The 11,602-nt window shown below is 69.3% G+C and carries 11 protein-coding genes; 5 read left to right on the plus strand and 6 right to left on the minus strand.

Annotation, left to right across the window (positions count from 1 at the left end; genetic code table 11):
- Nucleotides 1–108: 108 nt before the first annotated feature.
- Nucleotides 109–723: a class I SAM-dependent methyltransferase gene (locus FHY02_RS12680; RefSeq protein WP_183922560.1), complete on the minus strand. Its 615-nt coding sequence runs from the start codon at nucleotides 721–723 to the stop codon at nucleotides 109–111.
- A gap of 151 nt (nucleotides 724–874) precedes the next feature.
- Between FHY02_RS12680 and FHY02_RS12685 the strand changes: the two genes are divergently transcribed.
- Nucleotides 875–1,210: an antibiotic biosynthesis monooxygenase gene (locus tag FHY02_RS12685; RefSeq protein ID WP_183922562.1), complete on the plus strand. Its 336-nt coding sequence runs from the start codon at nucleotides 875–877 to the stop codon at nucleotides 1,208–1,210.
- Nucleotides 1,211–1,356: 146 nt separating this feature from the next.
- Here the strand turns inward: FHY02_RS12685 and FHY02_RS12690 are convergent, their stop codons facing one another.
- Complete coding sequence (locus FHY02_RS12690) at nucleotides 1,357–3,651, minus strand: CDC48 family AAA ATPase (RefSeq protein ID WP_183922564.1); 2,295 nt, start codon at nucleotides 3,649–3,651, stop codon at nucleotides 1,357–1,359.
- Between the two features lie 307 nt (nucleotides 3,652–3,958).
- Here FHY02_RS12690 and FHY02_RS12695 point away from each other — a divergent pair, with 307 nt between their 5' ends.
- On the plus strand, nucleotides 3,959–4,843 hold the full coding sequence (locus FHY02_RS12695; protein WP_183922566.1) for a LysR substrate-binding domain-containing protein: 885 nt from the start codon (nucleotides 3,959–3,961) through the stop codon (nucleotides 4,841–4,843).
- A 255-nt stretch (nucleotides 4,844–5,098) separates the two neighbouring features.
- On the opposite strand, the gene FHY02_RS12700 is transcribed toward FHY02_RS12695, so the two are convergent.
- Nucleotides 5,099–5,554 (minus strand): peptidylprolyl isomerase, encoded by a 456-nt coding sequence (locus FHY02_RS12700; RefSeq protein WP_183922568.1) that lies wholly within the window; start codon nucleotides 5,552–5,554, stop codon nucleotides 5,099–5,101.
- Between the two features lie 113 nt (nucleotides 5,555–5,667).
- Between FHY02_RS12700 and mgtE the strand changes: the two genes are divergently transcribed.
- Nucleotides 5,668–7,071: a magnesium transporter gene (gene mgtE, locus FHY02_RS12705; RefSeq protein ID WP_183922571.1), complete on the plus strand. Its 1,404-nt coding sequence runs from the start codon at nucleotides 5,668–5,670 to the stop codon at nucleotides 7,069–7,071.
- Between the two features lie 17 nt (nucleotides 7,072–7,088).
- Nucleotides 7,089–7,496, plus strand: a complete 408-nt coding sequence (locus FHY02_RS12710; RefSeq protein ID WP_183922573.1) for a DUF1489 family protein — start codon at nucleotides 7,089–7,091, stop codon at nucleotides 7,494–7,496.
- A 1-nt stretch (nucleotide 7,497) separates the two neighbouring features.
- Here FHY02_RS12710 and FHY02_RS12715 read toward each other — a convergent pair whose 3' ends face one another.
- The 3 genes from FHY02_RS12715 to FHY02_RS12725 form a co-directional block, all read right to left on the minus strand.
- Nucleotides 7,498–8,307 (minus strand): S1/P1 nuclease, encoded by an 810-nt coding sequence (locus FHY02_RS12715; RefSeq protein ID WP_183922575.1) that lies wholly within the window; start codon nucleotides 8,305–8,307, stop codon nucleotides 7,498–7,500.
- A gap of 225 nt (nucleotides 8,308–8,532) precedes the next feature.
- Nucleotides 8,533–10,176: a S10 family peptidase gene (locus FHY02_RS12720; RefSeq protein WP_183922577.1), complete on the minus strand. Its 1,644-nt coding sequence runs from the start codon at nucleotides 10,174–10,176 to the stop codon at nucleotides 8,533–8,535.
- A gap of 123 nt (nucleotides 10,177–10,299) precedes the next feature.
- Complete coding sequence (locus tag FHY02_RS12725; protein ID WP_183922578.1) at nucleotides 10,300–11,310, minus strand: ligase-associated DNA damage response exonuclease; 1,011 nt, start codon at nucleotides 11,308–11,310, stop codon at nucleotides 10,300–10,302.
- Nucleotides 11,311–11,389: 79 nt separating this feature from the next.
- On the opposite strand from FHY02_RS12725, the gene FHY02_RS12730 reads away from it, so the two are divergent.
- On the plus strand, nucleotides 11,390–11,569 hold the full coding sequence (locus FHY02_RS12730) for a hypothetical protein (RefSeq protein WP_183922580.1): 180 nt from the start codon (nucleotides 11,390–11,392) through the stop codon (nucleotides 11,567–11,569).
- Nucleotides 11,570–11,602 lie beyond the last annotated feature (33 nt).

Consider the following 11,602-nt stretch of genomic DNA (forward strand, 5'->3'; position numbering starts at 1 on the left):
CCACCGCGCCGCATACTCAAGCACCGATGGCGCTCGCGGACGGGTGGATCCTGAAACGAGTTCAGGATGACGTCTTCGAGAGCAAAGGCTCGGGCGTGCCCGCCCGCGTCAGTCCTTCCAGCCCCAGTAGAGCTGCGCCGGCGGCACGTTCCACCATTCCATGTCGTGATCGATGCGCGGGAAGTGCGGCGCGATGAAGTCGCGGACCTTGGGGCTGAACTGGTACACCAGGAAGGCGCCGCCGGTGCGGATCACGCGCTGCGTCGCCGCCGCGATCGCGGGGCCGACTCCATCGGGCAGCGTCGAGAAGGGCAGGCCGGAGAGGACATAGTCTGCAGCCTCATGGCCGTGCTCGCGGACGATCGACTCGACATCCGCGGCCGACCCGTGGACCGCGACGAAGCGCGAGTCGGTGATCGTGTGGTTGAGATACCGAATGAAGTCGGGGTTGGTGTCGATCGCGATCAGCGTCGCGTCCGGGGCCATTTTCTCGAGGATCGGGCGGCAGAAGGTGCCGACGCCGGGGCCGTATTCGACGAAGAGCTTGCAGTTCGCCCAGTCGACCGGGCCGAGCATCTTGGCGATCAGCCGGTCCGATGAAGGGATGATCGACCCGACCATCACGGGGTGCTTGAGGAACCCGGTGAAGAACATCTGCCAGGGACCGGGCACGCCGGCGGCTCTGCTGCGGTTGCGCCGCATGGCGTTGGTCGAACTAGGCATGTGGAAAGATGTCGCTCCCGAACCCTGACGGTGACAGACGCGTGTCACCACGATGACGAACGCCTTGCAAGCGCGGCGGTTGCCATAGCGGGGTTGCGGCCCGCCCCCAAGCGCCTATTCGCCCGGCCGTTGGCGCAGCGGGAGCGGGCGAATGCGGGACGGCGGCGAGCGGGTCGGGCAGGTGGTGGTGACGTTCGTCTCGCACCGCAACGGCCGCGACGAGGCGGGCTATGCCGCGGCGGCGGCGCAGATGGACGCGCTCGCGGCGGCGCAGCCTGGCTATCGAGGAGTCGACAGTGTGCGCGACGCGGACGGGCTGGGGATCACGCTGAGCTACTGGGCCGACGAGGCGAGTGCGGTCGCGTGGCGCGACCATCCCGAACATGCCGCGACGCGTGAGCGGGGGCGGGAGCGCTGGTATGACGATTACGCGGTGACGGTAGCGACGGTAACGCGGGAGTATCGCTGGGCGGCAGCGAGCGAGTGAGATCCCCCCGCTCGGCGGGGAGGGGGACCGCGCCCGTAGGGCGTGGTGGAGGGGGCTGTCCGCGGCCGTCGCGCTGCTTGGAGAACCCCCTCCACCACCCGGCTGCGCCGGGCGGCCCCCTCCCCGTTCCGGGGAGGATTTATCCGTTAGTCCGTCCCTTTCGGCCCGCGCGGGGTGAGCTGGCCGGGCGCGATGAAGCCGATCGGCTGGATCGCATTCGCGTCCTGCTTCAGCCGGGACGCCATCTGCTCATAGTCGCGTTCTACCTCCGGCGTGACGCTGGCGCGGCTCTCCTCCAGCGCGCGGTCGAAGTGCGCCGCGGTGACCTGCCGCGACTCGAGCGACTCGCGCAGCGCGATCAGGCCGGCGCGACGCACCACATCCTCCAGATCGGCACCCGTGAAACGCTCGGTGCGACGCGCCACCGCGTCGAGGTCGACGTCGTCGGCGAGCGGCATCTTCTGCGTCTGGATCGACAGGATCCGCCGCCGTCCGGACTGGTCCGGCACGCCGACATAGATCAGCTCGTCGAACCGCCCCGGTCGCAGCAGCGCCGGGTCGACCAAGTTGGGCCGGTTGGTCGCGCCGATCACCACGACCGATTGCAGCTCCTCCAAACCGTCCATCTCGGCGAGGATGGTGTTCACCACGCGCTCGGTCACCTGCGGCTCACCCAGTCCGCCACCGCGCGCGGGGACGAGGCTGTCGAGCTCGTCGATGAAGATCACGCAGGGCGCCACCTGGCGTGCGCGCTGGAACAGCCGGGCGATCTGCTGCTCGCTCTCGCCATACCATTTGCTCAGCAGATCGCTCGACTTGGTGGCGATGAAGTTCGCCTCCGCCTCGCGCGCCACCGCCTTGGCGAGCAAGGTCTTGCCGGTGCCCGGCGGCCCGTAGAGCAGGAAGCCCTTGGCCGGGCGAATGCCGAGCCGGCGGAACGCGTCGGGATCCTTGAGCGGCAGCTCGACTCCTTCCTTGAGCCGCATCTGCGCGTCGTCGAGGCCGCCGACGTCGCTCCACTGCGTGGTCGGCGCCTGTACCATCACCTCGCGCATCGCCGAAGGCTGGACTCGCTTGATCGCGCCCATGAAGTCCTCGCGCGTCACCGCCAGCGTGTCGAGCACCTCGGGCGGGATGCTGCGATCCTCGAGGTTGAGCCGCGGCATGATCCGCCGCACCGCCTCGATCGCCGCCTCGCGCGTCAGCGCGGCGAGGTCGGCGCCGACGAAGCCGAAGGTAGTCCGCGCCAGCTCGTCGAGGTCGACCTTGTCGCCCAGCGGCATGCCGCGGGTGTGGATGCCGAGGATCTCGCGCCGGCCGCGCTCGTCGGGCACGCCGACGATGATCTCGCGGTCGAATCGGCCGGGCCGGCGCAGCGCCTCGTCGATCGCCTCGGGGCGGTTGGTCGCGGCGATGATCACCACGTTGGCGCGCGCCTCCAGCCCGTCCATCAGCGTCAGCAGCTGCGCGACGACACGCTTCTCCGCCTCGCCCGAGACCTGACCGCGCTTGGGCGCGATCGAGTCGATCTCGTCGATGAAGACGATCGAGGGCGCTGCCTTCGTCGCCTCCTCGAACACGCTGCGCAGCCTCTGCTCCGACTCACCATAGGCGGAGCCCATGATCTCGGGACCGTTGATCAGGAAGAACTGCGCGTCCGACTCGTTCGCCACCGCGCGCGCCAGCCGCGTCTTGCCGGTGCCGGGCGGGCCGTGCAGCAGCACCCCCTTGGGCGGATCGACGCCGAGGCGCTGGAACAGCTCGGGATAGCGCAGCGGCAGCTCGACCATCTCGCGAAGCTGGTCGATCGTCGCCGCCATGCCGCCGATGTCGTCGTAGGTGACGTCGGCGCGACGCGCCGCCTCGGGCTCCTCATATTCAGGCCGGAGCTCGATCTCGGTATTCTCGTCGATATGGACCACGCCCTTGGGACTGGCCGAGACCACCGAGAGGCGGATCTCTTGCAAGGCGTAGGCGGGCGCATTGATGTAACGCTCCATGCCCGGCGGCATGTTCGAGACGCGCTGATGCCCGGCGGTGGCGACGACGTCGCCCGCGCACAGGGGCCGGCCGAAGAAGGTGCGCTTGAGCGCCGTCGTCGAGCCCTGCAAGCGCAGGTTCTGCTGCGCCGGCGCGAAGACGACTCGGGTCGCGGCCTTGCTCTCGACGCGGCGCACCTCGACGAAGTCACCCGAGCCGACGCCGGCGTTGGCGCGCTGGAGTCCGTCGATCCGGATGATCTCGAGCCCCTCGTCCTCGGCATAAGGGCCGACGGCTCGCGCGGGGGTCGTCTTCTTGCCGACGACCTCGACCACGTCGCCGTCGGTCAGCCCCAGTGCGGAGAGCACCGAGCGCGGCAGATGCGCGATGCCGCGACCGCTGTCCTCGGGGCGTGCGTTCGCCACCTGCAATTTGATCACCCGGGGTTCGGCGTCCGCCATCCTGCTGCCCTTCCTCGCTCGCGCGGTCGAGCGCAGGAGATAGGGCCAGGGTTCCGGATTGCGAGAGCGACACTCGCCGCTACGGGCCTGACGCAGACGAAAAAAAGGCCGCTCAACGAGGAGCGGCCTATGAAAGTTTTTAGGAGAGGATGCCTGAAAGGCACGCTTTAAATGCGCGGCAACAAACCATTGTGCAAGTGCGAATGATAGCGCTATAGTTGCATAAAATGCATTCGAGCCCGTTCGCACGCTTGCGCCGAGGCGTGCGCGCCCCATCATCCGGCGCAGGACCGAAGTTGAATCGCCCATGCGCCGCCTGCCGCCCCTAACCGCGATCGAGGCGTTCGTCGCTGTCGCTCGCCTGGGCTCGATCAAGGCCGCGGCGCAGGAGCTGGCGCTCTCCCCACCCGCGCTCAGTCGCCGCATCCAGACGTTGGAGCGCTTTCTCACACGCCCGCTGTTCGACCGGCGTCACCAGGCGATGGTGCCCAATGCCGACGGTGAGCGGCTGCTGGCCGCGATCGCACCCGTGCTCGACGGCCTGTCCGACGCGATCGACTCGATGACCAGCGGCAGCGAGGTGCTGCGGCTGCGTCTCGGCGTGCTGCCGCTCTACGCGTCGCAGCGGCTGTTCCCGCGCCTGGGCGAGCTGCGCACCGCGCATCCCGAGCTTCACCTCGACATCGATACCGGCGGCAACGCGCTGGGGCGGCTGGGCGAAGGGCTCGACGCGGTGATCGTGGTGGCGCGCGACGTCGACCCGTTGCTCTACTCGGAGCGGCTCGACCGCAACATGGTCTATCCGATCGGCGCCCGCTCGCTGCTGGAGGGGCCGCGCCCACTGCGCTCGCCCGACCAGCTGGAAGGGCACACCATCCTGCTCCACCGCGACATGCCCGACACCTATGCCGCCTGGGCGCAGGCCGCCGGGGTGCCGGCGGTCGAGTCGGTCGCGATCGATTATTTCGACTCGGGCGCACTGATCCTCGAGGCGGCGGCGCAGGGGCTCGGCATCGCCTTCATGCACGAGAACCACTTCCAGGACGCCAACGATCCGCGGCTGGCGCGACTCTTCGACATCGATGTCACCAGCCCATACAGCTATTGGTTCGCCTGCCGCCCGCGCGCGCTGCAGACCAAGCCGGTGCGGCTGTTCCGCGACTGGCTGATCCGGACGCTGCGGCAGGAGTGAGGGGGGAGAGACTACGATAGAGGCGCTCGCCTCCCCCCCGATCATCATCTTAGGCACCCCAACCACCGTCATTCCTGCGAAGGCAGGAAACCAGATGCGTTATCGTCGCGGTCCGAGCCGCAACCGCAGCACGTCTGGATCCCCGCCTTCGCGGGGATGACGGAAAAGGGCGCAAGGAAGGGCGCCGCCCGACAGGACAGAGAGCGCGATGGCGCGTCACCGCCCATCACGCCCCCCTTTCGCGCGAAGAGGACCTTAGGCCGCCTTCATCGACACGATCTTGCCCGGGTTCGCCGGCGGCTCGCCCTTGGGCAGTGCGTCGATCAGCTCCATGCCCTCGGTCACCTCGCCCCAGACGGTATACTGGCCGTCGAGGAAGCGCGCGTCGTCGAAGCAGATGAAGAACTGCGAGTTGGCCGAGTTCGGGTCCATCGTCCGCGCCATCGAGCAGGTGCCACGCACGTGCGGCTCCTTGCTGAACTCCTGCTTGAGGTTGGGCTTGTCCGAGCCGTGCATGCCGGTGCCGGTCGGGTCACCGCCCTGCGCCATGAAGCCCGGAATGACGCGGTGGAACACGACGCCATCGTAGAAGCCGTCATTGGCCAGCTCGGCGATGCGCGCGACATGCTCCGGCGCCAGATCGGGGCGCAGGCGGATGGTCACGTCGCCGCCCTCGAGCGTCATCGTCAGCGTTGAGTAAGTATCGGCCATGGAAGATCCTTTCGGTACGATGCGGGCGCGTTAGTGGCTGGGCGCGCGGCTGGCAAATGGTGCGAGCGCGCGGTAGGGCGGTGCGGTCCGGCACGAACAGGAGACGGCGGCGCATGAGCGAGAGCGAGCTGGCCGATCCGATCGAGGCCGCCGACGACCGGATGGACGAGGACGACCGGCTCAAGCCCGAGTTCGTCCGCGCGGTGATCGACGCGGTGCAGGCCGGCGACGTCGCCGAAGCGCACGCGCTCGTCGAGCCGCTCCACCCCGCCGACATCGCCGACCTCTTCGAGCTTACCCCCGAGAACTGCCGCCGCGACCTCGCCGCCGCGATCGCCGACCTGGTCGACGCCGACGTGTTCGCGGAGATGAACGATTATGTCCGCGAGAGCCTGATCGACGCGCTCGACGCCCGCCAGGTGGCGGACATCGCGAGCGAGCTCGACACCGACGACGCGGTCGCGATCATCGAGGACATGGAGCCGGAGGACCAGCGCGAGGTCCTCCGCGCGATGGAGCCGGACGATCGCGCCGCGATCGAGGAGGCGCTGTCCTACCCCGAGGAATCCGCCGGCCGCCTGATGCAGCGCGACCTGATCGCAGTGCCGGAACATTGGACGGTGGGCGACGCGCTCGACTATCTGCGCCGCGACGACGGGCTGACCACCGACTTCTGGGAGATCTATGTCGTCGATCCGGCGCATCGCCCGGTCGGCACCTGCATGCTGAGCTGGGTGCTGCGCGCGCCGCGTTCGGTCGCGATCGCCGACGTGATGCAGCGCGAGCAGACGCTGATCCCGGTCGATATGGACCAGGAGGAGGTCGCGCTCCGCTTCCAGAAATATGCGCTGATCTCCGCCGCGGTGGTCGACGGTGCGGGGCGGCTGGTCGGCATGATCACCGTGGATGACGTGGTCCATATCATCCAGCAGGAAGCCGGCGAGGACACGCTGCTGCTCTCCGGCGCGGGCGAGGGCGACATCAACGAGCCGATCCGGCTCACCGTGAAAACCCGGCTGACCTGGCTGGTGGTGAATCTCGCCACCGCGATGCTGGCGGCGTCGGTGGTGGGGCTCTTCCAGGGCGCGATCGCGCGCTACGCGGTGCTGGCGGTGCTGATGCCGATCGTCTCCGGCATGGGCGGCAACGCCGGGACGCAGACACTGGCAGTGGTGGTGCGCGCAATCGCGACCAACCAGCTGACCGACACCAACACCGCGCGGATGATCGTGCGCGAATTGCGCATCGCCGCGGTCAACGGCGCGACGCTCGGCTGTCTCGTCGGGCTGGGCAGCTACATCGTCTACGGCGACGAGCAGCTGTCGCTGGTGATGGCGCTGGCGATGGTGATCAACAACCTGCTCGCCGGGCTCGGCGGCGTGCTGGTGCCGGTGACGCTGGACCGTTTCCGCATCGACCCCGCGGTGTCGTCCGCGGTGTTCGTCACCACGCTGACGGACACCGGCGGCTTCCTCTCCTTCCTCGGGCTCGCGACCTTGTGGGGGCTGGGCGGCTGACCCACATCGGCGAGAGAATGCCGCTCCATCTCACCAAGGTCGCGTTCGGCGCGGCGAGCGTTGACCTGCTCGCCGAGCGCCTTCGCGCGCGTGCCGCCGCCGGAGCCGTGTTTCTCACCACCCGGTACCTGCCCAAGCGCCACGAGGAAGTGGCGGGGCAGGGCTCGCTCTACTGGATCATCAAGCACCAGCTGGTGGCGCGCTCGCCGATCCTGCGCTTCGGCGAGGCCGAGGGTGGGCGCGTGGCGATCCACATCGATCCCGAGCTGCGGCTCGTGCTGGCGCTGCCGCGCCGCGCGCACCAGGGCTGGCGCTATCTCGAGGCGGGCGACGCGCCGGTCGATCTCGGCGGCGCGGCGGGGGAGGGGATCGCGGCGCTGCCCGCGGCGCTCGCGGCCGAGCTGAGCGCGCTGGCGCTGCTCTGAGTCAGCGGCGACGTGCGGCGAACAGCTCGTTGAGATAGGCGGCGAGCCGGACCCCGCCTTTCTCCAGCTGGAGCTCCATGCGCGGCGTGTTCTCGTAGACATAGGCGTAGGACAGCGTGTCCTGCCCCGCCGCGGGATAGATCCGATCGCGCAGCGCGGCGCTCTCGGCAATCCAGACGCGCGGATCGGTGACCGCCCAGGCGCGTGCGTCGGGCGGGGTGACCCGCGCACCGAGCCACGCCGACAGCTCGGTGAAAGAGAGCTGCTCATCGTCCACCAAAGCGGAGTCCCACACCGAGTGGAGGTTGGTAGCGCGGCCGAAGAAGGTGACCTTGCGATCGTTGCCGCCGCGGTCGGTACCGTCGCCGGTGTGGAGCGGCTGGTGAAGATCACCGACGATGTGGACGACGAAGCGCAGCGCGGCCTGCCGCTCGGCGAGCGCCGCGCGCGGGTCGCGCAGCGTGGCGCTGAAGCGGGTGAGCGCAGTGACCGCGTCGCCCTCTGGCGGGGCGCCGACGTCGGCGTAGATCTTGCCCGCGGGCACGGTGACGTAATGCCACGGCGACGCCTGGCGCTGCCAGAACGGCGACGGGTTCGACTTCATCGTGTCGGGCCAGTTCGCCGCCTCGGCGAGCGTCTCGACGCCCAGAATGGCCTTCACCGCCTGGCGCGTGCGCGGGGTGAGGCGCCCGTCGGCGATCTGCGCGACGACGCGATGGCCGGTCTTGCCCCAGGCGAGGGCAGGGCTTGGCAGGGTGGCCGCGAGCGCGGCGAGGAGCGCGACGAGCGCGCGCGAGGGCAGGGCAGGCATGCGCCGCCTCTGCCCATGGTTAAGAGCTTAGTAAATGTGCTTTGCGGGCGTGAGCAGGAGGTTAGCGGGCCAGTGCCGTGACTCGCCTCCTCCATGACAGCGTCAGTCCTGAGCTCGCTTCAGGATCCACGGTGCGGGGCACCCAGCGACCGCCGCTCGCGCGGCACGGTGGATCCTGAGACAAGCTCAGGATGACGGCAGCGGAACCTAGGGACGGCGCCCGCCTCAGTTGGGCGACGACCCGGGCCCCTCCGCCGCCGACACCGACCCGCGCGCCGGCGGCGTGTCCGAGCGCGCCACGGCGAGCGCGCGGTCGTACCAGGCCGAGAGATCGCGCTTCATCGCCACCAGCGCCTCGGGATTGAGATAGGCCATATGGCCGGAAGGGTAATAGGTGAAGCGCAGGTTACCGCGCTGTCCCGGCTCGAGCATCATATGGCCGAGATCGTTCTCGGTGCCGAAGAAGGGCGTGGCCATGTCGTACCAGCCGTTCATCGACAGCACCTGGAGATAGGGGTTGGCGCGCATCGCCGCGGCCAGGTCGATCGCGGTGTTGGGATTGTTCTGCGGCCCCGCCCCGCGCAGCGGCGACTCGTGCTTCCAGTTCCACGTCCAGCCCGCGGCGTCGCGCGCGGACAGACGGTAGGGCATGTCGGTCTTGTAGCCGAGCTGGTGGGTCACATAGTCGGTGAAGGTGGCGATGAACGCGCCCGAGATCGCGTCCGACGACACGTCGGTCTCCGGGCGCTCACCCGCGGCATCGCTGTCGGTGCCGATGTAGCGCGAGTCGAAGCGGCCGACCGTCTGGCGCGTGCCGCGCAGCAGCTCCTTCTGGAAGCGCGGCAGGTCGATCCGCAGGTTGGCCCGGCGGATGAAGTCGGGCGACAGGCCGATGAGCTCGCTCATCCGCTGCGCCACCTGGTCGCGCTCGGCGTCGGAGATGTTCTGCCCCTTGGCGAGCGCCGACATGTACGGCCCCACCGCGAAGTCGCGCGCCTGCTGGACGATGGTCGCCACGTCGGCGGGTCGGTTGGCCAGACGGTTATGATACCAGGCGGTGGCGGCGTAGCTCGGCAGGTAGTTGAGATAGACCTGGTCGAGCCCGGGCTGGCGATAGCCGTAGTTCATGATCGAGCTGAGCAGCACCACGCCGTTGAGCGCCATGCCGCGGTCCTGCAGCTGATAGGCCAGTGCGCCCGAGCGCAGCGTGCCGTAGCTCTCGCCGAAGATGAACTTGGGCGAGTTCCACCGGCCGTATTTGGTGGCGTAGCGCAGGATCGCCTTGGCGAAGGCGTCGGCGTCCTCGTCGACGCCGTAGAAGGCGCCCGGCTTCATGTCGCCGAGCGGGCGCGAATAGCCCGCGCCGATCGCGTCGAGGAAGACCATGTCGGTCTTGTCGAGCAGGGTGTAGGGGTTGGGGCCGAAGTCATAGGGTGCCGGGCGGATGAACTCGGGGTTGCCGGTCTGCAGCCGCACCGGCGCGAACGAGCCCATGTGGAGCCAGAAGGTCGGGCTGCCCGGCCCGCCGTTGTAGAAGAAGGTGATCGGTCGCTTCGTGCCCGGCTTGGTGCCGTCGAGCGTGTAGGCGGTGTAGAACATCGAGGCGGTCGGCTTGCCCTCCAGGTCGCGCAGCGTCAGCGTGCCGGCGGTGGCGGTATAGCCGAGCTTGCGGCCGCCGACCGTCACCGCGCCCTTGGAGCGCTCCTCGCGCTCGTCGACCGGCGCGTTGGCATAGGCTCCCTCGACCGCCGCCTTCTGCGCCTCGGCATTGGTCTTGGCGGACTGCTTGGAAGGAGCGGCATCCTTGTCCTGCGCGGCGGCGGGCAGCGCGACGGCGGCGAGCAGGGCGGTGGCGAGACCGAGGCGCATGATAATCCCCTAATTTTATGTGAGCCTCGCTGTCTAATCGGCAGAGGAGGGCAGGGGCAAGCACGAGCGGCTAGCGCGCGGCAAACCAGCGCCGAGACCTGCGAGCGCGCGGCCTGGGCCTCGTCAGTCGTCCTCGTCCTCGAAGCCGGAGAGGGCGAGCGCGCGCGCGCGGATCTGGCGCGTCATGCACCAGTGCACCAGCGCCTCCTCCCGGCCATGTGTCACCCACACCTCCTTGGGCGCGATCTCGGCCAGCGTCGCGGTCAGCTCGTCCCAGTCGGCGTGGTCGGAGAGGATCAGCGGCAGCTCGACGTTCTTCTGCCGCGCGCGCTGGCGCACCCGCATCCAGCCGCTCGCCATCGCGGTGATCGGGTCGGGCAGACGACGGGCCCAGCGGTCGTTGAGCGCCGAGGGAGGGCACATCACGACATGCCCCGCCATCTCGGCCTTCGACGTCCCGGTGGCGGGGCGCAGCTCGCCCAGCCGCACGCCCAGTTCCTCGTACAGGTCGCATAGCCGCTGGAGCGCGCCGTGCAGGTAGATCGGCGCCGCATGCCCGCGCGCGCGCAACTCGGCGATCACCCGCTGCGCCTTCCCCAGCGCGTAGGCGCCGACGACGATGCAGCGCTCCGGGTTGGCGTGGAGCCGCTCGAGCAGTTTGTCGATCTCGTCGCCGGTGTCGGGGTGACGGAAGACAGGCAGGCCGAAGGTCGCCTCGGTGACGAAGACGTCGCACGCCACCGGCTCGAACGCGGCGCAGGTCGGGTCGGCACGGCGCTTGTAATCACCGGAGACGACGACCCGCTCGCCGCGATGGTCGAGCACGATCTGCGCCGAGCCGAGCACATGGCCCGCGGGAACGAAACCAACCTCGACCTCGCCCAGCCGGATCGTCTCGCCGTAGGCGACCGGGCGCCCGATCTGCTCGCCGTAGCGCGCCGCCATGATCGCGAGCGTCTCAGGGGTGGCCCAGACCTCGCCATGGCCGCCGCGCGCGTGGTCGGCATGGCCATGGGTGACGAGCGCGCGCGGCTCGGGCGTGGACGGATCGATCCAGGCATCGGCCGGGCGCACGTAGATGCCGTTGGGGTGCGGCTCGAGCCAGTCGCCGAGCGTCGGTGCGCGGGTCGCCATGGCGGAACAACCGCGGCGGCGGATCGAAGTTCATCGCGGGGACGTTGGCGGGGGCAAGAAACAGCGGACGGAGAGTGACATGGCGGGTGATGGCCTGTGGAGCTTCGTGGTGATCGCCGGGCCGATCATCCTGGTCGCGGCATTGCTCTTTGCGATCCTGCGCAATCGTCGCAGCCGCCACGAGGAGGCGCGCACCGAGGAGGCGACGCGCGCGCTGTACAAGGAACAGTCGGCCGAGGATCGCGCGCGCACGCCATGATGCGGTGATAGGCGGCGGGGGGCAGGAGGCGGA

The organism is Sphingomonas sp. BK069 (genome assembly GCF_014193405.1).
GTDB lineage: Bacteria > Pseudomonadota > Alphaproteobacteria > Sphingomonadales > Sphingomonadaceae > Sphingomonas.

Bases quoted from the DNA above. Each gene is read 5' to 3' on its own strand.
- FHY02_RS12725 (WP_183922578.1), bottom strand. From the start codon at position 11,310: ATGGCGACCCGCGCACCGACGCTCGGCGACTGGCTCGAGCCGCACCCC.
- FHY02_RS12700 (WP_183922568.1), bottom strand. From the start codon at position 5,554: ATGGCCGATACTTACTCAACGCTGACGATGACGCTCGAGGGCGGCGAC.
- FHY02_RS12690 (WP_183922564.1), bottom strand. From the start codon at position 3,651: ATGGCGGACGCCGAACCCCGGGTGATCAAATTGCAGGTGGCGAACGCA.
- FHY02_RS12710 (WP_183922573.1), top strand. From the start codon at position 7,089: ATGCCGCTCCATCTCACCAAGGTCGCGTTCGGCGCGGCGAGCGTTGAC.
- FHY02_RS12685 (WP_183922562.1), top strand. From the start codon at position 875: ATGCGGGACGGCGGCGAGCGGGTCGGGCAGGTGGTGGTGACGTTCGTC.
- FHY02_RS12680 (WP_183922560.1), bottom strand. From the start codon at position 723: ATGCCTAGTTCGACCAACGCCATGCGGCGCAACCGCAGCAGAGCCGCC.
- mgtE (WP_183922571.1), top strand. From the start codon at position 5,668: ATGAGCGAGAGCGAGCTGGCCGATCCGATCGAGGCCGCCGACGACCGG.
- FHY02_RS12695 (WP_183922566.1), top strand. From the start codon at position 3,959: ATGCGCCGCCTGCCGCCCCTAACCGCGATCGAGGCGTTCGTCGCTGTC.
- FHY02_RS12715 (WP_183922575.1), bottom strand. From the start codon at position 8,307: ATGCCTGCCCTGCCCTCGCGCGCGCTCGTCGCGCTCCTCGCCGCGCTC.
- FHY02_RS12730 (WP_183922580.1), top strand. From the start codon at position 11,390: ATGGCGGGTGATGGCCTGTGGAGCTTCGTGGTGATCGCCGGGCCGATC.
- FHY02_RS12720 (WP_183922577.1), bottom strand. From the start codon at position 10,176: ATGCGCCTCGGTCTCGCCACCGCCCTGCTCGCCGCCGTCGCGCTGCCC.